General features: G+C 58.8%; 24 protein-coding genes. 7 read left to right on the top strand and 17 right to left on the bottom strand.

The window, feature by feature from the left end; all coding sequences use genetic code 11:
• Window positions 1-27: 27 nt before the first annotated feature.
• Window positions 28-627, bottom strand: coding sequence for a short chain dehydrogenase (locus BFL40_RS30315; RefSeq protein ID WP_071487399.1), 600 nt, complete (start codon window positions 625-627; stop codon window positions 28-30).
• Between the two features lie 104 nt (window positions 628-731).
• Between BFL40_RS30315 and BFL40_RS30310 the strand changes: the two genes are divergently transcribed.
• Window positions 732-1,640, top strand: a complete 909-nt coding sequence (locus BFL40_RS30310; RefSeq protein ID WP_071487398.1) for a LysR family transcriptional regulator — start codon at window positions 732-734, stop codon at window positions 1,638-1,640.
• Here the strand turns inward: BFL40_RS30310 and BFL40_RS30305 are convergent.
• The 9 genes from BFL40_RS30305 to BFL40_RS30265 form a co-directional block, all read right to left on the bottom strand.
• Complete coding sequence (locus BFL40_RS30305) at window positions 1,637-2,122, bottom strand: DoxX family protein (RefSeq protein ID WP_071487397.1); 486 nt, start codon at window positions 2,120-2,122, stop codon at window positions 1,637-1,639. The two genes, BFL40_RS30310 and BFL40_RS30305, sit on opposite strands and share 4 nt — an antisense overlap.
• On the bottom strand, window positions 2,119-2,895 hold the full coding sequence (locus tag BFL40_RS30300) for an HvfC/BufC N-terminal domain-containing protein (protein ID WP_071487396.1): 777 nt from the start codon (window positions 2,893-2,895) through the stop codon (window positions 2,119-2,121). Before BFL40_RS30300 ends, BFL40_RS30305 begins: the two co-directional genes overlap by 4 nt.
• Window positions 2,892-3,770 (bottom strand): MNIO family bufferin maturase, encoded by an 879-nt coding sequence (bufB, locus tag BFL40_RS30295; protein WP_071487395.1) that lies wholly within the window; start codon window positions 3,768-3,770, stop codon window positions 2,892-2,894. The genes BFL40_RS30300 and bufB overlap by 4 nt, the downstream gene beginning before the upstream one ends.
• A 23-nt stretch (window positions 3,771-3,793) precedes the next feature.
• The gene (locus BFL40_RS30290; RefSeq protein ID WP_071487394.1) at window positions 3,794-4,090 is read right to left on the bottom strand and encodes a BufA1 family periplasmic bufferin-type metallophore; all 297 of its coding nucleotides are present in this window, start codon (window positions 4,088-4,090) and stop codon (window positions 3,794-3,796) included.
• Window positions 4,091-4,377: 287 nt separating this feature from the next.
• On the bottom strand, window positions 4,378-5,079 hold the full coding sequence (locus BFL40_RS30285; protein WP_017844798.1) for an ABC transporter ATP-binding protein: 702 nt from the start codon (window positions 5,077-5,079) through the stop codon (window positions 4,378-4,380).
• Window position 5,080: 1 nt separating this feature from the next.
• Window positions 5,081-5,848, bottom strand: coding sequence for a high-affinity branched-chain amino acid ABC transporter ATP-binding protein LivG (livG, locus tag BFL40_RS30280; RefSeq protein ID WP_071487393.1), 768 nt, complete (start codon window positions 5,846-5,848; stop codon window positions 5,081-5,083).
• Entirely contained in the window at window positions 5,845-7,098 is a 1,254-nt protein-coding gene (locus BFL40_RS30275) for a high-affinity branched-chain amino acid ABC transporter permease LivM (RefSeq protein WP_071487392.1), read from the bottom strand. The genes livG and BFL40_RS30275 overlap by 4 nt, the downstream gene beginning before the upstream one ends.
• Window positions 7,095-8,018, bottom strand: a complete 924-nt coding sequence (gene livH / locus BFL40_RS30270; protein ID WP_071487391.1) for a high-affinity branched-chain amino acid ABC transporter permease LivH — start codon at window positions 8,016-8,018, stop codon at window positions 7,095-7,097. Before livH ends, BFL40_RS30275 begins: the two co-directional genes overlap by 4 nt.
• A 227-nt stretch (window positions 8,019-8,245) precedes the next feature.
• Window positions 8,246-9,373: a branched-chain amino acid ABC transporter substrate-binding protein gene (locus tag BFL40_RS30265; protein ID WP_071487390.1), complete on the bottom strand. Its 1,128-nt coding sequence runs from the start codon at window positions 9,371-9,373 to the stop codon at window positions 8,246-8,248.
• A 340-nt stretch (window positions 9,374-9,713) separates the two neighbouring features.
• Here BFL40_RS30265 and BFL40_RS30260 point away from each other — a divergent pair, with 340 nt between their 5' ends.
• Window positions 9,714-10,016 carry a DUF2288 domain-containing protein gene (locus BFL40_RS30260; protein WP_017479356.1) on the top strand — a complete coding sequence of 101 codons (303 nt, stop codon included), beginning with the start codon at window positions 9,714-9,716 and terminating at the stop codon, window positions 10,014-10,016.
• A 292-nt stretch (window positions 10,017-10,308) separates the two neighbouring features.
• Here BFL40_RS30260 and BFL40_RS30255 read toward each other — a convergent pair whose 3' ends face one another.
• The 3 genes from BFL40_RS30255 to BFL40_RS30245 form a co-directional block, all read right to left on the bottom strand.
• Window positions 10,309-12,486, bottom strand: a complete 2,178-nt coding sequence (locus BFL40_RS30255) for a hypothetical protein (protein ID WP_071487389.1) — start codon at window positions 12,484-12,486, stop codon at window positions 10,309-10,311.
• Between the two features lie 204 nt (window positions 12,487-12,690).
• A complete protein-coding gene (locus BFL40_RS30250) occupies window positions 12,691-14,955 on the bottom strand; it encodes a putative bifunctional diguanylate cyclase/phosphodiesterase (RefSeq protein ID WP_071487388.1) in 2,265 nt (754 codons plus the stop codon).
• A 139-nt stretch (window positions 14,956-15,094) separates the two neighbouring features.
• On the bottom strand, window positions 15,095-15,460 hold the full coding sequence (locus BFL40_RS30245; RefSeq protein WP_071487387.1) for a YkgJ family cysteine cluster protein: 366 nt from the start codon (window positions 15,458-15,460) through the stop codon (window positions 15,095-15,097).
• Between the two features lie 253 nt (window positions 15,461-15,713).
• Between BFL40_RS30245 and BFL40_RS30240 the strand changes: the two genes are divergently transcribed.
• A complete protein-coding gene (locus BFL40_RS30240; protein WP_071487386.1) occupies window positions 15,714-17,060 on the top strand; it encodes a spinster family MFS transporter in 1,347 nt (448 codons plus the stop codon).
• A 101-nt stretch (window positions 17,061-17,161) separates the two neighbouring features.
• Here BFL40_RS30240 and rapA read toward each other — a convergent pair whose 3' ends face one another.
• Window positions 17,162-20,008: an RNA polymerase-associated protein RapA gene (gene rapA, locus BFL40_RS30235; protein ID WP_071487385.1), complete on the bottom strand. Its 2,847-nt coding sequence runs from the start codon at window positions 20,006-20,008 to the stop codon at window positions 17,162-17,164.
• Between the two features lie 219 nt (window positions 20,009-20,227).
• Between rapA and BFL40_RS30230 the strand changes: the two genes are divergently transcribed.
• Window positions 20,228-20,569: an aspartate-semialdehyde dehydrogenase gene (locus BFL40_RS30230; RefSeq protein WP_071487384.1), complete on the top strand. Its 342-nt coding sequence runs from the start codon at window positions 20,228-20,230 to the stop codon at window positions 20,567-20,569.
• On the opposite strand, the gene BFL40_RS30225 is transcribed toward BFL40_RS30230, so the two are convergent.
• From BFL40_RS30225 to BFL40_RS30215, 3 genes are all read right to left on the bottom strand, one after another.
• Window positions 20,566-21,747 carry an aminotransferase class V-fold PLP-dependent enzyme gene (locus BFL40_RS30225; protein ID WP_071487383.1) on the bottom strand — a complete coding sequence of 394 codons (1,182 nt, stop codon included), beginning with the start codon at window positions 21,745-21,747 and terminating at the stop codon, window positions 20,566-20,568. The two genes, BFL40_RS30230 and BFL40_RS30225, sit on opposite strands and share 4 nt — an antisense overlap.
• Window positions 21,744-22,214, bottom strand: coding sequence for a RidA family protein (locus BFL40_RS30220; RefSeq protein ID WP_071487382.1), 471 nt, complete (start codon window positions 22,212-22,214; stop codon window positions 21,744-21,746). The genes BFL40_RS30225 and BFL40_RS30220 overlap by 4 nt, the downstream gene beginning before the upstream one ends.
• A 91-nt stretch (window positions 22,215-22,305) precedes the next feature.
• The gene (locus BFL40_RS30215) at window positions 22,306-23,178 is read right to left on the bottom strand and encodes a LysR substrate-binding domain-containing protein (protein WP_071487381.1); all 873 of its coding nucleotides are present in this window, start codon (window positions 23,176-23,178) and stop codon (window positions 22,306-22,308) included.
• A gap of 166 nt (window positions 23,179-23,344) precedes the next feature.
• Here BFL40_RS30215 and BFL40_RS30210 point away from each other — a divergent pair, with 166 nt between their 5' ends.
• The 3 genes from BFL40_RS30210 to ccoM all read left to right on the top strand — a co-directional run bounded on the left by BFL40_RS30210 (window position 23,345) and on the right by ccoM (window position 24,352).
• A complete protein-coding gene (locus tag BFL40_RS30210; RefSeq protein WP_083374590.1) occupies window positions 23,345-23,830 on the top strand; it encodes a lipocalin-like domain-containing protein in 486 nt (161 codons plus the stop codon).
• Between the two features lie 100 nt (window positions 23,831-23,930).
• On the top strand, window positions 23,931-24,092 hold the full coding sequence (locus BFL40_RS34170; RefSeq protein WP_162843038.1) for a hypothetical protein: 162 nt from the start codon (window positions 23,931-23,933) through the stop codon (window positions 24,090-24,092).
• A gap of 143 nt (window positions 24,093-24,235) precedes the next feature.
• A complete protein-coding gene (gene ccoM, locus BFL40_RS34440) occupies window positions 24,236-24,352 on the top strand; it encodes a cytochrome c oxidase subunit CcoM (protein ID WP_017137226.1) in 117 nt (38 codons plus the stop codon).
• Window positions 24,353-24,587: the final 235 nt, after the last annotated feature.

Below are 24,587 nucleotides of genomic sequence, written 5' to 3'. Positions count from 1 at the left end.
TTCAGGCAATTCTTACAGACACAGGATTCAACCGACGATAAAGGTCTGGCCAGTCTGCAAGCCCTCGACACTTTTCGCGTAGGCCAGCGCGACATCGGCACCGGGAGCCGGTTTGTAGCCTCGGAAGTACGGGGCGTAGCTGCCCATGGCCTCCAGCAGGACGGTCGGGCTCACAGAGTTGACGCGCAGGCCGCGTGGCAATTCGATCGCCGCCGCTTTGACGAATGCATCCAGTGCGCCGTTGACCAGTGCGGCCGAGGCGCCGGTACGAATCGGGTCACGGTTGAGAATGCCGCTGGTGAAGGTAAACGAGGCGCCGTCGTTGGCGTACTCGCGGCCGATTAGCAGCAGGTTGACCTGGCCCATCAGCTTGTCACGCAGGCCCAGTTCAAAATCGGTTTCGCTCATGTCGCCCAGGGGGACGAAGTTAACGCTGCCAGCCGCGCAGACCAGTGCATCGAATTTGCCGGTCTGTTCGAACAGTGTGCGGATTGAGGCGCTGTCGCTGATATCCACCTGGAAGTCGCCGCTGCTGCGACCGATGCTGATCACTTCGTGGCGCTGTGCAAGCTCCGCCTTGACTGCCGAACCAACAGTACCGCTGGCACCAATCAATAGGATTTTCATCGTGCTGTTCCTCCAGGGAGTTAGTGAGGGTTCAGTCTAGAGTGGCTTTTTAGAAGGATAAACGTGCTAATAGGCAACCTTTGGTTTTCAAATGGAAACAATCCATGAGCGAGATGGATGACCTGGCGGCCTTTGCCGTGCTGATCGAAGCCGGCAGCTTCACGGTGGCGGCCGAGCAACTGGGGTGCAGCAAAGGCCAGTTGTCCAAGCGCATCAGTCAGTTGGAGGCACAGTTTTCAGTGGTGTTACTGCACCGCACCACCCGCAAGCTTAGCCTTACCGCAGCCGGTGCGGCGTTGTTGCCCCAGGCCCAGGCGCTCGTAGTACAAGTGGACCGGGCTCGTCAGGCATTGGCACGGCTTAAGGACGATTTGGCCGGGCCGGTGCGTATGACGGTCCCGGTCTCGTTGGGAGAAACTTTCTTCGATGGCTTGCTGCTGGAATTTTCCAAGCAGTACCCGCAGGTGCAGATCGAGTTGGAGTTGAACAACAGCTACCGAGACCTGGCGCGGGATGGCTTTGACTTGGGGGTACGTTCGGGAGCTATCGAAAATGAGCGGCTGGTGGCCAAGCCGCTGTTGGCCTGGCACGAGATGACCTGCGCCAGCCCGGCGTATCTGGAGCAACACGGCGAACCGTTGACCCCGTCGGACTTGGCATCCCACATCTGCCTGCTCAACAGCCACTACAGCGGGCGAGAAGAATGGCTGTACCACCAGCAACACGAACTGTTGCGGGTGCGGGTCAGCGGCACGTTTGCCTCCAACCACTACAACCTTTTGAAAAAAGCCGCACTGGTGGGCGCCGGTATCGCCCGTCTGCCGTCCTACGTACTGCCAGCGGAACTGGCTGACGGCCGATTACGTTGGCTCCTGCGCGATTATCAGACGCGGAGCATGCCGATGTACTTGGTCCATCCCTATCAGGGCGGCTTGCCGCGACGTACCCAGGTGCTGGCCGACTACCTGGTGGATTGGTTCAAACGCAGCGGCGAAGCCCTGGATCGTCTTTAACGGTAGCGGCGCGCGATCAGGTGATCGATGGAAAGGGCGCCTGGCCCCTTGGCGACCAACAGTAGCAACAAGGCGATCCAGGTGCCGTGGGTCGGGTAGGCGTCCGGGTAGACGAATAATTGGATGGTCAGGGTCATGCCGATCAAGGCCAGCGCCGAGAAACGTGTGGCAAAGCCCATGAGGATCAGTATCGGGAAAAAGTGTTCGGCAAATGCCGCCATATGCGCGGCGACTTCCGGCGACAGCAAGGGCACGTGGTATTCGCTGCGAAACAGCGGCAATGTCGACGCGGCAAGGCGTGGTTCGCCCAATTGGAAGGTGCCGCTGATCAGGTCGATGGCAAAGCCTTCGACCTTGGTTTGCCCGGACTTCCAGAACACCGCCGCAATCGAGAAGCGTGCGAGAAAGGCGATCAGGCTGTAGGGGATTTTCTCGAAGAGTGCGATGGTCCGTTTAACCAGGCACGAAGGGGATGCGTTCATGGCGATTCCTTTTGTTCTAGGTACAGATGGGTAATGGCGTCGTGATTGACCAGCAGTGTCAGGCATTGGTGCAGATCAAATTCGGCTGACGTTTCGAGGGCATGCGCGACTGCCATCTCCAGCTCCGTGCCGTGGTTCAGGCTGTCGATAAATGCAACCGAGCCACTGTCGATGGCGAACACCTTGACCGCCAGGCCTTGGCGCACTACCAGCGCGCCTTGGGCATGCCAAGGATTCAAGGTGGCCATGGCCCCCTCGGTCTGGTGCGCGGCCCACACAGCCACCATCGCAAAGGCGGAATTCAAGGTGGCGAGGGATGGATGCAGTTGCACGCGCAGTTTCCCCAAGTCCGTTTGGCTTTGCAGGGCTTGAAGAACGGCCTGTTGGCCCAGCGGTTGGGTATCCGCCGCGTGATAGGCGCGCACCCGCAGGCGCTCAAGCCGTGCGACATCGGCCAGATAGGGCACGCTGGCGGCCGGTTCGAAAGACTGGATGAAGTCGGCAAAAGTGCTGCCGTATTCGCTGATCATTGGGCTGGTGGGCGGGGATGCTTGTACATAGAGGCCGGCCATTGCGCGAAAAAAATCTTCCCCCACCAATTGCAACGTGACCGGGTAAGCCGTCACCAGCGCGTTGATCAATGAGCTGTGGACATTGTTGCGATACACCGCAAAACGGCTGGCCGGGTCGGCGCCGTTGCTGCTGAACAGCCCATCGGGACAGGCCTGATCGGGTGCGAGCAACGCACTGGTAAATGCCGCTTGATGGCTCATGGGGTGACCTGCGACAGATGCCATTCGGCGTGTTGGGCTTCGGCTTGCAGCACGCCGAAGGCGGGCACCTGGTTATCACGTTCGATCAACGTCGGCACCGGGCCGGTGCGCGCCAATGCCTGTTCATACAACTGCCACACGGCGTTATCGATAGGCGCGCCATGGTCATCGATCAACAGGCGATCGCCCAGGCTGTCGGTGTCTTCGGCAAAACCGGCCAGATGAATCTCACCCACGGCGTGCAACGGCAGTGCATCGATGTAGGACAGTGGATCGCGCTGGTGATTGATGCACGACACGTAGACATTGTTGACGTCCAGCAGCAGGCCGCAACCGGTGCGGCGGATGATCTCGCTGATGAAGTCCGTCTCGTCGAGGGTGGAGCGTTGGAACTGCAGGTAAGTCGACGGGGTCTCCAGCAGCATTGGCCGCTTGAGGGTGCTTTGCACTTGGTCGATGTGGTCGCACACCCGGTTCAGGGTGGCGGCATCGTAGGCCAGGGGCAGCAAGTCATTGAGAAACACCGGCCCGTGGCTGGACCAGGCCAGGTGTTCGGAAAAAGAGTGGGGTTGATAGCGTTCGATCAGCGTGGCCAACCGTGCCAGATGCTCACGGTTCAGTGGGCCTTCGCCGCCAATGGACAGGCCCACGCCGTGCAGCGACAGTGGGTACTGCTCGCGTATCAAACCCAGGTAGTGATGAAACGGGCCGCCGGCCACCATGTAGTTTTCGGCGTGTACTTCAAAAAAACCGATGTCGGGCGAGGTCTCGAGCACTTCTATGAAATGCTCGTTCTTCAGCCCCAGCCCGGCCCTGTAGGGGAGGCCGGGCACCTGAGCCGGTGCGACCGTGTGCAGGGGTGAAAGCGTCATCATCAGTACTCAGGTTGCGGGCTGTTTCAGGACTTGGCGGTGAACGCAGCTTCCTGGCCGAAGCCGGTCGGCGAGGTGGCGCTTGGGGTGGTTTTGCAGGTACCGGCCGGGACCAGTTTCCAAGCGTTGGCCTGGTCTTTGATTTTCGAGGTGCCGGCGCAGGAGGTGCCGGCGCCTGCGGCGCAATCGTTCTTGCCGGCTTCAGCGACGCCGAAGCATTTCTGCATGTCGTCGGCGGCGTGAGCGGTGGTGGTCAGGGCGGACAGGCTCAGGGCCGAACCCAGGGCCAGGACGAGGGTAGCGGCGGACAGTTTAGTAGTCATGGTGTAACTCCAGCAGTAGGTTGAGGTATCAGGCGTGTTTGCCTGCTTACTCCACTAGAGGCAGCAGGGCGAATTTCGTTACAAACCAGACGAAAATAATTTCAAACAACGCAAAATTTAAGGGTCACACAAAGCAAATGTGGGAGCGGGCTTGTGTGGGAGCCGGGCTTGCCCGCGATGCAGGCACCTTGGTGTGTTAGTCACACCGCGGTGATGCTATCGCAGGCAAGCCAGCTCCCACACAAGCCCGCTCCCACATTTAGGTTCGGCTCCTACAACAACCGTTTTTAACCGCCCAGGTAAGCCTCACGCACCTTGGGGTCAGTCAGCAATTGCTCGCCAGTACCCTGCATTACCACCCGGCCGTTTTCCAGCACGTAGGCACGGTCAGCGATTTTCAGTGCCTGGTTGGCGTTCTGCTCCACCAGGAACACCGTCACACCGTCCTTGCGCAGCTGTTCGATGATGTCGAAGATCTGCTGGATGATGATCGGCGCCAGTCCCAGGGACGGTTCGTCCAACAGCAACAGCTTGGGTTTGCTCATCAATGCCCGGCCGATGGCGAGCATTTGCTGCTCGCCGCCGGACATGGTGCCGCCGCGCTGGCTGAAGCGTTCCTTGAGGCGAGGGAACAGGTGCAGCACCTTGTCCATCTGCTCCTGGTAGTCGCCCTTGTCGGTGAAGAACCCGCCCATGGCCAGGTTCTCCTCCACCGTCAGGCGCGAGAACACGCGGCGGCCTTCCGGCACCACCGCAATGCTCTTGCGCATGATGTGCGACGACTGCTGGCCCACCAGCTCTTCACCCATGTAACGGATGCTGCCGCTGTGGGCCTGCGGCGAACCGCACAAGGTCATCAGCAGGGTCGATTTACCGGCACCGTTGGCGCCGATCAGCGTGACGATTTCACCTTGGCGCACTTCCACGTTGACGCTGTGCAGGGCCTGGATCTTGCCGTAAAAAGTGGAAACGTTTTCGAATTGCAGCATTTTACGCTTCCCCCAAATAGGCTTTGATCACTTCAGGATTATCGCGGATCTGTTCCGGTGTCCCGTTGGCCAGCGGTGTGCCTTGGTTGATCACGACGATGTGGTCGGAAATGCTCATGACCAGCTTCATGTCGTGTTCGATCAACAGCACCGTGGCGTTGTTTTCCTCACGCAACACGCTGATCAGCGCCTTGAGGTCTTCGGTTTCCTTGGGGTTCAGACCGGCGGCCGGTTCGTCGAGCATGAGGATCCGCGGGCGGGTCATCATGCAGCGAGCGATTTCCAGGCGACGTTGCTGACCATAGGCCAGGGTGCCGGCAGGGCGGTTGGCGAATTCGGTCAAGTTGACCTTGTCCAGCCAGTACGCCGCGTATTCCATGGCCTCGCGCTCGCTCTTGCGAAACGACGGGGTCTGGAACAGGCCTGCCAGGAAGTTGGTGTTCAGGTGACGGTGCTGGGCAATCAGCAGGTTCTCGACCGCCGTCATGTCCTTGAACAACCGCACGTTCTGGAAGGTCCGCACCACGCCCTTACGGGCGATCTCGTGACCGGCCAAACCCTGGATCGGCTGGCCGTCCAGCAAGATGCTGCCACCGCTCGGCTTGTAGAAACCGGTGAGGCAGTTGAACACCGTGGTCTTGCCGGCGCCGTTCGGGCCGATCAATGCCACCACCTGTTTCTCTTTCACGGTCAGGGCCACGCCGTTGACCGCCAGCAAGCCGCCGAAGCGCATGCTCAAGTTTTCGACTTTCAGGATCTCGCGGCTCATTTGCGCAACTCCATGTGTGGACGTTGCATGGGCAGCAAGCCTTGAGGACGCCAGATCATCATCAGCACCATCATGGCGCCGAACATCAACATGCGGTATTCGCTGAACTCGCGCATCATTTCCGGCAGCAGGATCATCACGATCGCCGCCAGGATCACACCCAGTTGCGAGCCCATGCCACCCAGTACCACGATGGCGAGGATGATTGCCGACTCGATAAAGGTGAACGACTCCGGGGTCACCAGGCCTTGGCGAGCCGCGAAGAAGCTGCCGGCAAAACCGGCGAACGCAGCGCCCAGGGTGAACGCGGAAAGCTTGATGATGGTCGGGTTCAGGCCCAGGGCCCGACAGGCGATTTCATCTTCGCGTAGCGCTTCCCATGCGCGGCCGATCGGCATGCGCAACAGGCGGTTGATCACGAACAATGCCGCGAGTGCCAGCAACAGTGCCACCAGGTACAGGAACACCACTTTGCTCACCGGGTTGTAATCGATCCCGAAGTACTCGTGGAAAGTCTGCATGCCTTCGGCAGCGGTGCGGTCGAACGACAGCCCGAAGAAGGTTGGCTTGGGGATGTTGCTGATGCCGTTGGGGCCACCGGTAATGTCGGTAAGGTTACGCAGGAACAGCCGGATGATTTCGCCGAAACCCAGGGTCACGATTGCCAGATAGTCACCGCGCAAACGCAGTACCGGGAAGCCCAGCAGGAAGCCGAACGTGGCAGACATCAAGCCGGCCAGCGGCAGGCAGATCCAGAAGCTCCAGCCCAGGTAGTGCGAGAGCAGCGCGTAGGTGTAGGCACCCACAGCGTAGAAGCCCACATAACCGAGGTCGAGCAGGCCGGCGAGGCCCACCACGATGTTCAGGCCCAGGCCCAGCAACACGTAGATCAGGATCAGGGTGGCGATGTCGACTGCGCCGCGCGAGCCGAAGAACGGCCAGATCAATGCGGCGATGATCAGGGCAACGATGATGTAGCGCTGGGTGCGCGGCAGGGTCAGGAATTGGCTGACCTTGGGCGACACCAACGGGCCACGGTTGCCCCTGAACAAGGCAGTGAACTGCTCGCTGAACAGCACGCGCAGGAACATCAGCACCGAGCACAGGGCGATGATGGTCAGGGTCACGGGACCGGTGCCATGCACTTCCAGGTTGATGCCGACAATGCTCAGCTTGAGGCCGAGTACCGGGAAGGCCACGGCCCAAACCAGCAGGGCGCTGAAAAACGCCGATTTAAGATATCTGCTCATACTTTCTCAACCTCCGGACGGCCCAGAATGCCGGTCGGACGGAATAACAGCACCAGAACCAACAGGCCGAACGCCACGACGTCCTTGTATTGGTCGCCGAAAATATCGGCACCAAAGGCTTCAGCCACACCCAGCACCAGGCCGCCGAGCATCGCGCCCGGAATACTGCCGATGCCGCCCAATACCGCCGCGGTAAAGGCCTTGAGGCCTACCAGGAAACCAGCGTTGGGGTTGATCACGCCATACTGCATGCTCAGCAGCACCGCCGCGACGGCCGCCAGTGCGGCACCGATCACGAAGGTCAGGGCGATGATGTTGTTGGTGTTGATGCCCAGCAGGTTGGCCATCTTGATGTCTTCGGCGCAGGCCCGGCAGGCGCGCCCCAGACGGGAGCGGGAGATGAACAGAGTCAAGCCGAGCATCGCCACCAGGGTGACGACGAAAACCAGGATCTGCATGTACGAAATCAGCACTTCTTGTGCGCCACCTGGGCCGAAGGAGATGCTCCCCGGGATCAGGTTGGGAATGGACTTATCCTTGGAGTCCTGGGACAGCAAAACGGTGTTCTGCAGGAAAATCGACATGCCGATAGCGGAAATCAGCGGGATCAAACGGTTGCTGCCACGCAAGGGACGGTAGGCAACCCGCTCGATACTGTAGCCGTAGGCACTGGTTACGACGATCGACGCAAGGAACGCAGCGGTCATCAACAGCGGCAGGGAATGGATACCCAGCATGGCCAGCCCGGCAAGGGCGATGAAGGCCACATAGGAGCCAATCATGTACACCTCGCCATGGGCGAAGTTAATCATTCCAATGATGCCGTAAACCATTGTGTAGCCAATGGCTATCAAGGCATAGGTGCTGCCAACGGTCATGCCGTTAACCAGCGTTTGGAAAAAATGATAGATCTCAGGCATTACAGCGCTCCTAAAAACCCGATACGCATTTCACTGGTGGAGTCATTTCCGGCTCGGTGCCCTGCTCTGTGATCAGGTTGCACGAAGCGTTTGCCAGCGAACCGCTGGTGACGGTTTTAAGATTTTCAGGTGAGCCAGCGCCCGGATCGCGGGTGACAGGCCCATAAACCTCGTAAAACAAAGCCCACTGCTTTCACAGTGGGCTTGTTGGACCAGTAACGCCTGGCTTACTGAGGGGAAACTTCGGTTTTTGGTTTGCCGAAGTGCCATTCGTAGACCACGAACTTGAAGTCCTTCAGGTCGCCCTTGGCGTCGAAGCTCAGGTCGCCGGTTGGGGTCTTGAAGGTGCCTGCGTGGATGGCAGCAGCCACTTTGGCGGTGTCTTCAGACTTCGCGGCAGCGATACCGCCAGCGATGACTTCAACAGCCGAGTAGGCCGGGAATACGAACGGACCGGTTGGGTCCTGCTTGTTCTTGGCGAACTCTTCAACGATTGCCTTGTTGGCAGGGTCGGTGTCGAAAGACTTAGGCAGGGTGACCAGCAGGCCTTCGGAAGCGCCCTGGGCGATTTGCGAGATGGAATCGTTGCCGACACCCTCTGGGCCCATGAACTTGGCGTTCACGCCTTTTTCCTTGGCTTGGCGCAGGATCAGGCCCAGCTCAGGGTGGTAGCCGCCGTAGTAGACGAAGTCGACGTTGGCTTGCTTGAGTTTCTGAATCAGCGAACCGAAGTCTTTGTCGCCAGCGTTGATGCCTTCGAAGAGGGCAACTTTCACGCCTTTCTTCTCGAGGGTCTGTTTAACGGCGGTGGCGATACCTTCACCGTACTGCTGTTTGTCGTGAATAACGGCCACGACTTTCGGCTTCACGTGGTCAGCGATGTAGTTGCCGGCCGCTGGGCCTTGGGCGCTGTCCAGACCGATGGTGCGGAAGACCAGCTTGTAGCCACGGGCGGTGATTTCCGGGCTGGTGGCAGCCGGGGTGATCATGATCACGCCTTCGTCTTCATAGATATCGGACGCTGGCTGAGTGGAGCTGGAGCAGAGGTGACCGACTACGAACTTGACGCCGTCGTTGACCACTTTGTTGGCTACGGCCACGGCTTGTTTCGGATCGCAAGCGTCGTCGTATTCTTTCGCTTCAAGCATTTTACCGTCGACGCCGCCCTTGGCGTTGATGTCGGCGATCGCCTGCTTGGCACCCATGAATTGCATGTCGCCGTACTGGGTCACAGGGCCGGTTTTAGGGCCGGCAATACCAATCTTTATGGTGTCAGCTGCGAACGAATGGCCGGCAACCCCAGCCAGGACCATAGCGGCAAACAGTTTGGAAATCTGCTTAGTAGCCTTATTCATAGTGCTCCACTCTTACTGTTGTATTTTTTATAGTTCTAGCGGCCTTGTGAGCTGCAGAACCGGATCAGATATCTCGGATATCCCCCCGGCAGTGCCCTGGCAACTGTACCGGTACAGTGTAGAGCGCCGGTTGATCGCTTGAAAAGCTAGCTGCTGGGGGCAAAACCCGGGCGTGTCGCTTAAATGAAAGAAAAAGACAGAATTGCGGCGGGCAATGCCAGAGTTTCGGGCAATCCTTGGCTTTCCTGACATTTTCGATCGATGCCTCATTTGCAACTGGGTTTTTCTGCCTGGGGCTCGACGGTATGATGGCGCCGATTTTTTCCATAGGTGAATTCCCATGACGCAAGAACCTAGCACCCTCTATGCCAAGCTGCTTGGTGAAACCGCCGAAATTTCCTGGAAGGAGCTTGAGCCGTTCTTTGCCAAGGGTGCCCTATTGTGGGTCGACGCCGGCTTGGATTTGATCGAAGCGGCCGAGGGGATGGCGGAGGATAACCGTGAGAAAGTCGCTGCGTGGCTGGCTGCGGGGAGTCTTGGCGAGGTGTCTGCGACGCGGGCATTGGACTTGGTGGAGCGCGACCCGAGTTTGTGGGCGGTGGTGGTTTCGCCTTGGATTTTGATCCAGGAAAGGGCGGCGTAAGAAAAGTCTGCACGAAAAAGGTGCGCCTTTTTTGCCACTGTAAGTGTGTAGTGGAGTAACCGCTGAGGCGGTGATGGCATCTTGCCGTAGAGAAAGGTCACAGCCGAGGGTGACGTGCGCGTCATGGGAACAGTTTGGCGGGCGGCAAAATGCCTGTGGAATTGTTTCGTGGTGTGGCAAGGCTATACATTTTTGTTGCAACGCAGACCGTCATCGCAGGCAAGCCAGCTCCCACATTTGAAATGCATTCCAAGTGTGGGAGCTGGCTTGCCTGCGATGGGGGCGCCTCAGTCTAGGCGGTCTTGCCAGTATGGTTATTCAACGAAATGACCTTGGTCTTGCCAATCCGGTGACGGTAAATCTCCCGCAAATACTTGATCGCCTTCTTCACACAATCCCGCGACAAGCGAATATCGTTGATCGACACAAACTTCTCTTTGTCATTGATCAACTCACGGTACTTCTTCTCATACATCGGCTTGATCGCATACCAATTGGTATCCAGAATCTTCGCCGGGTTCTCAAACTCATTGAGCAGCTCATCAATCCGATCTTCATCAAAATCCTCATGGATGATGAAATCCAGAATCGAATTATCCAACGTGTCATCAAACCGATACGGATTACGCGCAAAGCAGCGCTTGATAAACGCCACGATCAACGTCAGGAAATCATCCGACAAGCACGGGCTCTTGGCGATCAACGTCGTCAGCGACAAGTTGGCCGACGCCCCAATCACCAACGCATAGCGCTTGAGCGTTGTGTTGGGAAACAGACTATTCAGGTGGGTTTTGAGTCGGTTCAAGTCCATGTAGGACAGCTTGTAATCCTTGGGTAACGAAACAATCGACACCACCGACGAGCAGTTCTTGAAGAAGTGCAGATCGTGCAACGCCGCCGCGTCATACCCGGAGTTTTTGTACTGTTCCAGGGACGCCTTATAGCGCTTGGACTCAATCGGCAACAGGCTGATCCCTTCGATCGCCTGGGTCACTTTGTTGAAGTGCGGCAGATCTATGGATCGGAAGAACAGGTCATCAATATTCAACCGCTGGGGCTCTTTATCGAACACCTTGAACTTGTCATTCGACGGCGCCGGAGTTTCCGGTACCACTGACTCGGCATAGGCAATCGCCACCGGGCCGGCCAGACTCATGAACAGGTCGTTGGCATCCAGGCGGATGGTCTCGCCGATGTCGATACCGGCGCGACGGAAGTAGTTCTGGTCGTAATCGGTGGTCACTGCCTGGGCGGTGAGGATGTTGAAGATTTGCTGGGAGATGTACTGGTTGGCGTGTTTTTCCATGGCATTGACATCAATGTTCTGGATATTGCCGTCATCACTTTCTTCTGCGTAACGCATGATGTCGTTGGAGATCAGCATCATTGCGTTCCATGGCCGGATGCGCCCCTTCACGCTGGCTTCGCTGCTGTCTTCATTGTCGAAGTTGTATGAGAAATCCCATTCTTCCGACAGGTATTTGCACAGCAGCCGCCCGGCGTTGATATGCAACGCCTCGGACATTTCGCTGCGGTGGTCGGAAATATTCGGCAGCACACAGATGCCGCTGGTGAAGATCGGCTCGAACACAAAGGCGTGGCCGCTTTTGCTGTCGTGCTCGTCGGCGGGCTTGGTGTCGAACGTCTTGTTCATGTACGAGTGCTGCTGGGCCAGGCCGAATTCCGAGGCCATGCCCGAGCCGGTGCCGCCGCCGGCGCTGAAAATCGAGAAGTACAGACGCGACTGGTTGGCCTTGATGCCGCAGGAGTCGATCAGGTACGAGTGGATCATCTTCCAGTCGGGGCTGGAAAAACGCTGGGTGTCTTTGTTGAGGATGATCTTGGCCAAATACTGGCCTAGGATCGGCGCGTTACCTGCGCCACCGGCATGGACTTCCGACAAGTCCATGATTTTCATTTTGCTGTAGTCGCGCAGGAAGCCGCTTTTTTCGCCTTTGCGCGAGAAGCGGATGCGCCCGGCGATGTCTTTGTCCAGATCGCCCAGCATCACCAATGGCTCTACCAGAAACACCGGCTTGCTGGCCTTGCCGCCGCCCAGGCGCAGGTTGTTGCGAATCCATTGGGCTGGGCTGTAGCCCTTGTCCTGGTTTTTATCCTCGGTGCTGAATTCGTTCAGGTAGAACTTGCGTGCGTTGTACACCAGCTCCGCCACGTCCAGCGCAATGTTGGAGCCGCAGCGGCCCAGGCCGATCAGGCACACCGAGGGAAATTCCTGCTCGTTGCGTGGGTCGCCGTCGCCTTCCTGTTGTGGCAGACGCGGGAACACCATATCGCGCAGGCCATCGAGGTTGTCGAGGATGCGGTCGGTATTGGTTTCGGTGAAGTACAGGTACTGCTGGGTGGCCAGCGGGCGGGCGCTGCTCAATGACCTTGAACCTGAGGGTTTTTCCGCAGGAACTGTCGGCAACACGTCGCAGATCTCGGTGGCAGAGTTGTTTTTGGAAGTCATTGTGCGCCATGTACCTGGACGGATGGCTGGAAAATATCAAGGAGCCATCACTGAATGAGAGTTCGCGACTTTACAGTGCGTCTTAGTCCGGGACGGTCGGGTTTAACCTTGGTTTTTTAAGGGGAATACCGGCCGGACTCTGATGAATCGGCCGTTCGTCGGCGTTCTTTAACCAAATGATGGCGAAATGCCAAATATTCGGCGTCAGCGAATTGGCCTGACGACAGAGGTGGGGCCAATACGGCCCGGACCAGGGTCTTTCGGCGATGGGGCGTCTTTGTTGCCCTCCACGCTGACGGAGGGGAGCGGGTTGCGCATGTGGATGCTCTGGATCACGCCAATGATGTCACTGGCAGGTACCGCAGGGCTCAGCAGGTAGCCTTGAATGAAATCACACCCATGTTTGAGCAGCAGCTCGAACTGTGCCTGGGTTTCCACGCCTTCAGTGACCACCTGCAGGTGCAGGGTGTGGGCCATGCCGATGATCGCTTGAACGATCTCGACATCGGCGGTGGACTTGGGAATGTCCTGGATAAACGATCGGTCGATTTTCAACGTGTTGAGCGGCAGGCACTTGAGGTAGGCAAGTGATGAATAGCCAGTGCCGAAGTCATCAATCGCCAGCGATACGCCCAACGCACGAATTTGCCGCAGCAGCGCCATGGTACTGCTGATATTGCCCATCAACGCATTTTCGGTGACTTCCAGTTCCAGGCGGTTGGCGGCAATTCCGGCAAAGCGCAGGGCGTCTTCGATTTCATCCGCCAGCTCGTTACGGGCCAGGTTCAAGGCCGAGCAGTTCACAGCCATGGTCAGTTCCGTGTAGCCCCGATCGGACAGTAGGCTCAAATCGTGGCAGGCCTGGCGCAACACCCAGTGGTCCAGTTCGGCAATCAGCCCGTTACTTTCGGCGATGCCGATAAACCGGTCCGGGGCCAGTAGTCCATGTTGCGGGTGCTGCCAGCGTACCAGTGCTTCCAGCCGAGTGACCTTGCCGAGCTTCATATCAAAGATCGGTTGGTAGAACAGCACCAATTCGTTACGTGCACGCAGAGCCGCGCGCAGTTCCTCTTCCAGTTGCAACTCGAGGAATGCGCGGGTTTTCAGGTTGGAGCTGAAGAAGTTCAGGCTGTTGCGTCCTGTATCCTTGGACTGGTACAGGGCCAGGTCGGCGGTTTTCAGCAGCTCCTCGCAGGTCAGGCCGTCCTCGGGAAACAGGCTGATGCCGATGCTGGTGGTCATCACCATCCGCCGACCAGCCAGTTCGATCGGCTCTTTCATCTTCTGCATGATGCGCTGCGCCATGTGCCGCGCTTCATCGCGATTATGGATGTTGATCAGGATGCAGAATTCATCCCCGCCAAAGCGTGCGACCACATCTTCGTGGCTGCGTACCGAACTCTTGATATGCCCGGCCAGTACCGTGAGCAACCGGTCGCCGGAATCATGCCCAAGGCTGTCATTGATGCGCTTGAAGTGGTCGATATCGAGGAAGATCACCGCCATCATGCCATTACTTGCGGTTTTTTCTGCGACTTTCTCCGCGAAAATCTGGTTGAAGCCTCGGCGGTTGAGCAGGCTGGTGAGTGCATCGTAATGGGCCACTTGTTGCAGTGAGGCGCGGGCTTGGTCGAGCTCGCTGAGCAAGGCGTTAACCCTACGCAGGTCGCGCTCCTTGTGTTGCAGCTTTTTATCCGCCAGGGCCGCGCTGACGGCGCTGCCGATCACCAGCAAGGTAATCACCGCCACGGAGAGGCCGAGTTGAGTGGGGTTGTTGTCCAGAGGCAACGAAAGGTCAGCCCCGGTGGGTACCAGCATTTGCATGGAGGCCATGCCGGTGAAGTGCATGCTCAGAATTCCGCCGCCCAGCACCAGGCTGGCGGCGTATTTGAGCAGTTGATGGAACACGCCCGCGCCATTGCGTAGGTAGCTCGACAGTAATAACGCAGCCAGGCTGGCGCCAATGGCAATGCCCACTGAGGCGATGAACAGCCACGGCTCAAAGTAAACTTGGGCTTGGGAGCGCATGGCCGCCATGCCGACATAGTGCATCAAGGCGATACCAAGCCCCATCCACAGTGACGCCAGCAGGTATTGATGGAACCGAAGGTGGGTATGACTAAGGGTTTGCATGGCAAACAACGAGGCAATCAGAGCGATCAATAGCGAGGCGAACGTCAGGAACAATTCGTAATGAATGGCGATAGGTGCCTGGAAGGCCAGCATGCTGATGAAGTGGGTAGACCAGATCCCGCCGGCCAGGCAACCGGCCCCAACCCAGCGCCAGTTGCGACGGGCGGTAGGGGCTTCTACATGGCCGACGCGCTCAGCCATGTCCAACGTTCCGAACCCTGCCGCGCAAGCGACCAGGTAGGCCAACAGCACCAGAAAGGGGTTATGACTGCAATTGAGTAATAAATGCCCGTTCTCTGGAAGGTCGGTAAAAAAATGCAAACCAAGCCATTCCATAGCATGTCCCGTCAAAGTCATGACGCCATTGCCTACCGCAATGACCTACGACAACGAGTATAGAAGGCTCGCAGGAAACGTCATGAATAATGGCACTTTGCTCTCAAATATTTTGGCATGTCCGCCATAACGTTTGATGCTAAGCGCTGATGGGTAGTTCCAGTTCGAAAGGAGCCTCCAGTGGGGCCAGGCCGAAGGCCGCCCGTGCGGCATCACAATCGACATTTTGCACGCCTTGGCTCCACGATGAGTCGAACTCGCGGCAAACACTGGAGCGTTGTTCATAGATGGTGCAACGGGTGCCCTGGCCGACTTCACCCTCAAGGCTGCAGCAGCGCGCAGGTTTCTGGTCGGTACCGATCATCGCCACGCGTGTGGGGTTGATCTGCACCACCAAATCATCGGGCACGGTGCCCCCCGATGAGGCGCACTCACCCCAGAAGAAAGACACACGAAAGTATGAACAGCAGGCACCGCAATTCAGACACGGACTGGCTTCGGACATGGGCGTCATCAATAAGAAAAGTAAGAGGGGGGTGTTACGGGAAGGCTCGCCATTCTAATCGTGCCGTAGCCATTGGGAAGGGGGGCACGTACTTATATTTTTGTAAGGCTAATCCCGTAGTTGTGGGTGAAATTACGCCCTATCAGCTTTACGAATCATTACAGACAACCGGGGCCTGCCTGACTATGTTGCAGGTACCTGAGCAGGATGCATCGGGCATCGCAGCTCTCATAACAATAAAAGAGACGGACCCATGCAGAACTCGACCCAAGCGGCGAATGCCTGGCGCATTCTGTTCCTGCTGTTCCTCGCCAACCTGTTCAATTTCTTCGATCGCACCATTCCCGCGATCATCATCGAGCCAATCCGCATGGAATGGCACTTGAGTGACTTCCAGCTCGGTATCATCGGCACCGCCTTCACCATCGTCTACGCCATCGCCGGCCTGCCGCTCGGGCGTATGGCCGATACCGGTTCGCGCAGCAAACTGATGGGCTGGGGCCTGTTCGCCTGGAGTGGGCTGACGGCGCTCAACGGTATGGTCGGCAGTTTCTGGACCTTCCTGCTGGTACGCATGGGTATTGGCATTGGCGAGGCCAGCTATGCACCGGCGGCCAACTCGCTGATTGGCGACCTGTTTCCCGCACACCGCCGCGCGCGGGCGATGGGGATTTTCATGCTGGGCCTGCCGTTGGGCCTGTTGCTGGCGTTCTTCACCATTGGCGCGATGGTCAAGGCGTTCGACAGCTGGCGCGCGCCGTTCTTTATCGCCGCGGTGCCAGGGCTGATCCTTGCGGTGTTCATGTTCTATATCAAGGAACCCAAGCGCGGCGCGGCGGAAACGGTGCAAGTCTCCCAGGAACGCGTCGACCGTCCGATTCGGCGCGTGCTGGCGGTACCGACCTTCCTCTGGCTGGTGCTGGCCGGGCTGTGCTTCAACTTCGCCACCTATGCGTGCAACTCGTTCCTGGTGCCGATGCTGCAGCGCTACTTCCTGATGCCCTTGCAGGACGCGGCGGTTGCCACCGGGGTGATTGTCGGCCTGACTGGCTTGGTGGGTTTGACACTGGGTGGCTGGATTGCCGACAAGATTCACCAGCGGGTCGCCAATGGTCGGCTGCTGTTTGCGGCATTCAGCTTGATCATCTCCACCGTTACCACCGCCTGGGCGTTGCATGCCGGGCGTATTGAGATTGGTGTGTTTGTGGCGTTGTTCAGTGTGGGCTGGTTGTTCGCTTATAACTTCTACACCTGTGTGTACACGGCGATCCAGGACGTGGTGGAGCCGCGTCTGCGGGCTACGGCGATGGCGCTGTTTTTTGCTGGGTTGTATTTGTTGGGCGGTGGCATGGGCCCAGTGGTGGTGGGAGGCTTGTCCGACCATTTTGCCCATTCGGCGATGTATGCCGCTGGGGCGCAGCAGATGACTGAAGCGTATAAGGCGGTGGGGCTGCACGACGCCATGTACCTGATTCCGGTGGCGCTGTTCCTGACCATGTTGTTTCTATTCCAGGCGTCGCGGTGTTTTGTGAGGGATGCCAAGAAGATGAAGGATGGGTTGGGGGCGGTGGAGGTTCCGGCTGGGGCAGCCACAGCTTGAAGCCGAGGTGAGGCTATCGGGAGCAAGGCTAAAGCCATTCTCAAATGAATAAAAAAGGCCCGCATTGAGCGGGCCTTCTTTTTAGCAGGGCAGGGCGGTAATCAACCCGCCACCAGCACCCGAATCGCTTCCAGTCTCAACGCCGCCTTGTCGAGCATCGCCAGGCCTTGCTCGCGTTGGTTACGCAGGGCTACCAGTTCGCTGTCGCGCACGGTCGGGTTGACCGCTTGCAACGCGGTCAGGCGTGCCAGTTCTTCGTCGGTGTCCGCTGCCAGGCGACGCTTCGCCTCGGCCACACGCTCGGCGTGGCGCGGGGTGATTTTCTCTTCACCCGCGTTGATCCGTGGTGTCAGTTGGTCGCGCTGGGCCTGGATAAACTTGTTGGCGCTGGCCCGTGGCACGCTTTCCAACTGGTCGTTCAAGGTTTCAAACGACACGCGGCCCGACAGGTCATTGCCATTGGCGTCCAACAGGCAGCGCAGTGCGGCCGGCGGCAGGTAGCGGCCCAATTGCAGCGAGCGTGGGGCAACCACTTCGCTGACGTAGAGCAGTTCCAGCAACACGGTGCCCGGCTTGAGCGCCTTGTTCTTGATCAGCGCCACGGCGGTGTTACCCATGGAGCCGGACAACACCAAATCCATGCCGCCCTGCACCATCGGGTGTTCCCAGGTGATGAACTGCATGTCTTCGCGCGACAGCGCCTGGTTACGGTCGTAGGTGATGGTCACACCTTCGTCGTCACCCAGGGGGAAGCTGGCATCGAGCATTTTTTCGCTCGGTTTGAGGATCAGTGCGTTTTCCGAATGGTCTTCGCTGTCGATGCCGAACGCGTCGAACAGGGTTTCCATGTAGATCGGCAGGGCGAACTGATCGTCTTGTTCAAGGATGTCTTCGACCAGCGCATCGCCTTCACCCGCGCCGCCGGAGTTAAGCTCCAGCAGGCGGTCACGACCGGTGTGCAGCTCTTGTTCCAGGCGCTCGCGCTCGGCACGGGCTTCGTCGATCAGGGCTTGCCACTCGCCGTCATCGGCATTTTCCAGCAGCGGCAGCAGGCGCGGGCCGAACTGATGCTGCAAGGCATTGCCGGTCGGGCAGGTATTAAGGAAAGCGTTCAGCGCTTCGTGGTACCACTGGAACAGGCGCTCTTGCGGGCTGGTTTCCAGGTACGGCACGTGCAGTTCGATCACATGCTTCTGGCCGATCCGGTCCAGACGGCCGATCCGCTGTTCCAGCAGGTCGGGGTGTGACGGCAGGTCGAACAGCACCAGGTGGTGGGAGAACTGGAAGTTGCGGCCTTCACTGCCGATTTCGGAGCAGATCAGCACTTGGGCGCCGAACTCTTCATCGGCAAAGTAGGCGGCGGCGCGGTCACGCTCGAGGATGTTCATGCCCTCGTGGAACACCGTGGCCGGGATACCGGAGCGCACGCGCAAGGCATCTTCCAGGTCCATGGCGGTTTCGGCGTGGGCGCAGATCACCAGCACCTTGGTGCGCTTGAGCATTTTCAGTTGGTCGATCAGCCACTCGACCCGTGGGTCGAAGCGCCACCAGCGGTTTTCTTCTTCTACGTCCGGCTGCGATTGGAAACTGACTTCCGGGTACAGCTCGGCGTGCTCGCCCAGCGGCAACTCGAGGTATTCGTCCGGGTTCGGCAGCGGGTAGGCATGCAGCTTGCGCTCCGGGAAGCCTTGCACCGCGGCGCGGGTGTTACGGAACAGCACGCGGCCGGTGCCGTGGCGGTCGAGCAGCTCACGCACCAGGCGCGCGCTGGCTTCGGTGTCGCCATCGTTGACGGCGGTGAGCAAGGCTTCGCCTTCGTCGCCCAGGAAACCCTGGATGGTTTTGTGCGCTTTTGGCGACAGGCGGCCCTTGTCCAGCAGCTCCTGCACGGCTTCGGCCACTGGGCGATAGTTCTCGCTCTCGGCGCGGAAGGCTTGTAGGTCGTGGAAGCGGTTCGGGTCCAGCAAGCGCAGGCGCGCGAAGTGGCTGTCCTGGCCCAGTTGTTCCGGGGTCGCGGTGAGCAGCAGCACGCCGGGGATTACTTCGGCGAGTTGCTCGACCAGCGAATACTCAGGGCTGGCTTTCTCTTCGTGCCACACCAAGTGGTGGGCTTCGTCGACGACGAGCAAGTCCCAGCCGGCTGCGAACAGCGCATCCTGGGCTTTCTCGTCGTCCACCAGCCATTCCAGTGCCACCAGCGCAAGCTGGGTGTCTTCGAACGGGTTGGCGGCATCGCTCTCGATAAAGCGTTCTTCGTCGAACAGCGCCACTTGCAGGTTGAAGCGGCGACGCATTTCCACCAGCCACTGGTGTTGCAGGTTTTCCGGCACCAGGATCAACACGCGGTTGGCGCGACCCGACAGCAGTTGGCGATGAATCACCAGGCCCGCTTCGATGGTTTTGCCCAGGCCCACTTCGTCGGCCAGCAGAACCCGTGGCGCGATGCGGTCAGCGACTTCACGAGCGATGTGCAATTGGTGAGCAATGGGTTGCGCACGCACGCCACCCAAGCCCCACAGCGAGGACTGCAACTGGCGGCTGGTGTGTTCCAGGGTGTGGTAGCGCAACGAGAACCAGGCCAGCGGGTCGATTTGCCCGGCGAACAGACGGTCGCTGGACAGACGGAACTGGATGAAGTTGGACAGTTGGGTTTCCGGCAGGGTGACCTGCTCGTTCTGCCCATTGAGGCCGTGGTAGACCAGCAGACCGTCGACGTCGTCGACTTCTTGCACGGTCATTTTCCAGCCTTCGAAATGGGTGATGGTGTCACCCGGCGAAAACCTCACGCGAGTGAGGGGCGCATTCCGTAGCGCATACTGGCGAGTGTCGCCAGTGGCCGGATAGAGCACGGTCAACAAGCGGCCGTCCTGTGCCAGAACGGTGCCTAACCCCAACTCTGCTTCGCTGTCACTAATCCAGCGTTGCCCCGGTTGATACTGCTGCGCCATGCTGCCTGACTCCCGCCGTGAAAAAGCCGACTATCTTAACGGAACAAGGCCCTCAGCCAAAGGACTCTGACAAAAACTACTCCGTTTGAGTGGAGGGTCGGAAGCTGAGTCGACGGGTGGCGGGCGCTTGCGAGTGTCGATTGGGTCACAGCTTGGTGAGGCCGGGCTCAAGTCGCCCTGCAACCGGCCGACAGCTTATTGATCAGGAGAGTATTCATTATGCTGCCACCCATGCTGCCCGTCAGTGTTGTGCCGGTCACCTCGCAACTCGATCCGGTACGCCAGAAGCCGGATATCCCGCCCGTGGTGCCAGTACAACCTGGCTCCAACGAAAGCACCATCGACCTGAAAAAGGGTGATGCCGAGCAGTCGACTTTTTTATTGCGCGAAGAACAGCGCCGCCAGCAAGAGCAGCAGAAACGCCGGCGCGAAGCTGATGAAGATCCAGAGCAGCACCTGGCGATCCCCGGCGATGAGCTTAACGCCGATAACACCGTGCCGGTGGTGCCGCTGATTGAAGATGCGCCGCGCCAGGGCCTGTGGGTGGACGTCGAGGTTTAATCGCGTAATTCGCGTAGCGCCGCGATCAGCAACTCGATGTCGTGCTCGGTATTGAGAGGGCTGACGGAAATCCGCGCAATGCTGGTCAGGCCGCGTGCCTGCATATCCAGCGGTGTGTAGGCCACGCCATTGGCGCCGATATTGATTCGCTTCAATCCCAAGCGCCGCTTGAGTTCGAAAGCGTCCCAGCCTTTAAGGTTGAAGGCGATCAGCCCTGAGTGAGTAGCGCCCAAGTCGTGCAGGGAAATACCTGGAATCTGCCGCAACGCTTCGCGGATGTGCTCGCTGATCTGCAAGACCCTTTCCCAGGTTCGTTCGACCCCCAGTTGATTCACCTCCTGCAATGCATTGCCCAACCCTGCCAGCAACGCGAAAGACACTTCGCTGGTCTCAAAGCGGCGGGCATCGTTACGCAGATCAAAACCATCAGCGTTCCAGGGCGCTGAAAGCACATCGCGCTGGCCAGGGTTCAGGTGCTGGAGAAAGTCCGGCCGCACATATAACAGCGCCGTGCCGCGCGGCCCGCGCAGGTGTTTGCGACCGGCTGATTTGAGTACGTCGCAGTGCAACGCCTGAACATCCACCGGCACTTGCCCGACCGCTTGACCCGCATCGATGAAGTAAGCGATGCCGTGACGCTTGGCGACTTCGCCGATGGCTTGGGCGGGGTTGATCAGGCCGCCATTGGCCGGGAGCCAAGTCAGGTCGATCAGCTTCACGTTTGCATCAATCATCGATTCCAATGCTGCCGGGCAGACCGCGCCGGTTTCATCGCAGGGGATCACTTCTATCCGAGCACCCGCTTGCACTGCCAATTCCATGCTCGCCAGGTTGCCGCCCCATTCATGGCGGCCCACCAGAATCCGGTCACCCGGCTGCCACGGGCCCAAGGCTTGAAACGCCATGCTCCAGGCGCTCGAGCCGCTGCTGGTAAAGGCAATCGACGAGGCGGGGGCGTTGAGCAATTGCCCTGCCACACGCCGGGCTTTTTCCACCAGGGTGGCGCCGTGCTCGCCTGCTTCCATGGGGCCGTCGCGGGCTTCGCGTTGTAATTGGTCGATGATCGCGTCGAGGGTTGCTTGGCTTGGCAGCGAGGCACCGGCGTGGTTGAAGTGCACAATGCCCGACTGGCAGCCGGGCGTGACGTCACGCAGGCGTTGGACGTCGAGCGAGCTCATGGCCGCAGCTCGAAAATCGCATCAACCTCCACTGCCACACCGGCCGGCAGGCTGGAAACCCCTACGGCCGTGCGCACATGTCGGCCCTTGTCGCCGAGGACGTTGACCAGCAGGTTTGACGCACCGTTGGCGACCACGCTCTGGCGCTGGAAGTCGCCGCTACTGGCGATGAATACACCCAGGCGCACAATGCGCACCAGACGCGACAGGTCATCACCCAACGCATCGCTTAATTGCCCCAACAGGCCCAGCGCCGCCAGTTCCGCCGCCTGTGCACCTTCTTCATCGCTGAGGGATTCGCCCAGTCGGCCTACATAAGCGGGCTTGCCGTCGACCAAAGGAATTTGCCCGGAGACAAACAGCTGGTTCCCGCTGATGACATGGTTGATGTAGTTGGCCGCTGGCTGGCTGGGCGTCGGCAGGGTCAGGCCGAGGGCTTGTACGCGTTGGCGCAGGGAGTCGCTCATGTTCAATCCTCCTAGGGTAAGAGGTTTGAGCATGTGGGCGAGGAGGGTGTGGCGACAAACGGATAGATCTCACGGGACGTATCGAAAAAACTCACGCGTCGGCACAGGCTTCCTTCAGCCATTCGCTGAAACAGGTGGCGGCTTCGCTGGCGGGGCCTTGCGGGGCGATCAGCCAATAGCCGATGTCGCTGCGGTAGGGCGGCCAGTCGAAGGCTTCCACCAGGCTGCCGTCTTGAAGCTTGCGCTGGATCAGACGGTGGCGACCCATGGCGATACCCTGCCCGGCGACTGCAGCTTCGACCACGATGTTGTAGTCGTGCAGCATCACGCGCGGGTGGCTGGCGAGTTCGACCTGATAGTGGGCAGACCAGTCCGTCCATTCGAATGGCCGGTGCGAGGTGGCCATCAGCAGCGGGCCGTTATGCAGTTGGCTGGCCTTGAAGGCCGGACTGCACACAGGGGAGATGGCTTCATCCATCAGGCGCGTGGCTTGGACGTCGGGCCAGTCGCCCTTGCCGTAACGAATTGCCAGGTCAACTTCGGCGGCGGCGACGTTGGCCAGTTGGATGGCCGGCAGCAATTCCACCTGGATATGCGGGTAACGGTTGAGAAACCCGGCCAGCCGTGGGGCCAGCCATAACGTGGCGAAGGAGGCGAGCAGCCCGACGCGTAGCACCATCGTGCCGGGCTCCGCTTTTTGGGCGCGTGTGGCAGCAGCGATGACGTCGAGGGCGGGGCGGATTTCGTCGTAGTAATGTTGGCCGTCGGCGGTCAGATCAATCGCACGGGTGCGTCGGATGAACAGCGGCTTGCCCAGGTGTTGTTCAAGTTTGTGCACCTGGTGGCTTAAGGCGCTCTGGGTTACCGACAACTCATTCGCCGCCTTGATAAAGCTCAAGTGCCGCGCCACGGCTTCAAAGGCGCGCAGGGCCAGCAGCGGGGGAAGGTCGTTGTGCAGTGCCAAAGGGGCGCCTTTTTGCGAGTGGAGGACATCACGATTTTGGGCGATGACCTGGATTTTGTCGCCCAGTGATTTACCTATGGTGTTTAAGCTTTGTTTAAGGACATGTCTTACATACGCCTTCGTCCGTTTGAGGAAAGCTTCCGGTTTTTCTGAGAGCGGTAAAACCATGAAACAATATGTGACGGCGGGTGTGCTCGGGTTGTGCTTTGCCGCGGTGTTTTACGGGGGCGTGCAGGCGAGCGAGTCACCGTTGGTGGGCGCCTGGCGGCTGGTTGGCTACCAGGTTGAATCTCAGGACACTCATCAGAAGATTCCGGCCATGGGCGATCGGCCCACCGGGCGCGTCATATTCACTGCCGATCACCGCGTGGCTTTCGTGTTGACCGGCGAGGGTCGGCAGGTGGGTACATCGGATGCTGAGAAATCAGCACTGTTGAGCACGCTGGTCGCCTATACCGGCATCGAGCGGGTCGAGGGCAACCAGTGGTGTACGCAAGTCGACAGTGCCTGGAACCCGGCGTGGGTCGGCACAGAGCAATGCCGCGACTTTCGCGTCCATGGCGACACTTTGCAAGTGCTGACGCCTTGGCGGCAAATGCCGAATTGGCCGGGTACTACACGCTCCATCATTACGTTTGAGCGTGATAAATAACCGGGTGGGTATGCAGGCCTGGAATTTTCACCCAGGTAATTGCTGTCGGGCGAGGGAGGCCGCATTATTGAGGCATTCCCGCCACAACGTAAGCCAAGCCATGAGTGATGACGACAAGCTGATCGACCTGAATGCCGAGCGTGCTAAACGGGTCCATGACCTGAACGACAAACGCCTGAATGAAGTACGCCAGGCGTTTGAACAAGCGATGCCGCTGGGCAAAGTTAAGAAAAAGCCCAAGAGCAAACCGAAAAAGCGTTGAAACAACCTGCATCTGTTGATGCAGGTCAGTTATTGCCCTTCTTTACGCCCCGTTGCGGGCGACATTGATCCCCGTCAATTTTCCAATCCGTCTTCTCCATTAACTTAGCCCTATCGCAACAGGGCACGAGCGGGAGGCCGGTCATGTTTTTCGATAATGTGGTGTTTGCTGGAGTGCTGACTGTCAGCCTCATGGTGCTGTTTTTTGTAGGGTTTGGGATTTTTATCTGGAAGGACGCTAATAAGCGTAAAGAACCGTAAGTCTTTCTTGGTTATATGAGCACGCAAGGCATTTTGGGCGACTTCGGTCGCCCTTTTTTTGGGCTGCTGTTTTGTTTTTATATTGAGTGCATATCCGTTTTTGGGGTGACGGCCGCGTAGGGTTCCGCTCTTACAGCGGGTCACTTTTGAAAGGAGCCCAAAAGTAACCAAAAGGCTCTTGCCCCACCACTCGGCACCTCGCTGTGGCTCGGTGTGCCCGCACGCAGTCTTGAAT

This window comes from Pseudomonas costantinii, assembly GCF_001870435.1.
In the GTDB taxonomy this organism is placed as follows: domain Bacteria; phylum Pseudomonadota; class Gammaproteobacteria; order Pseudomonadales; family Pseudomonadaceae; genus Aquipseudomonas; species Aquipseudomonas costantinii.
The sequence above is the reverse complement of the archived record's forward strand: the minus strand, read 5'-3'. Positions and strand labels throughout refer to the sequence as shown.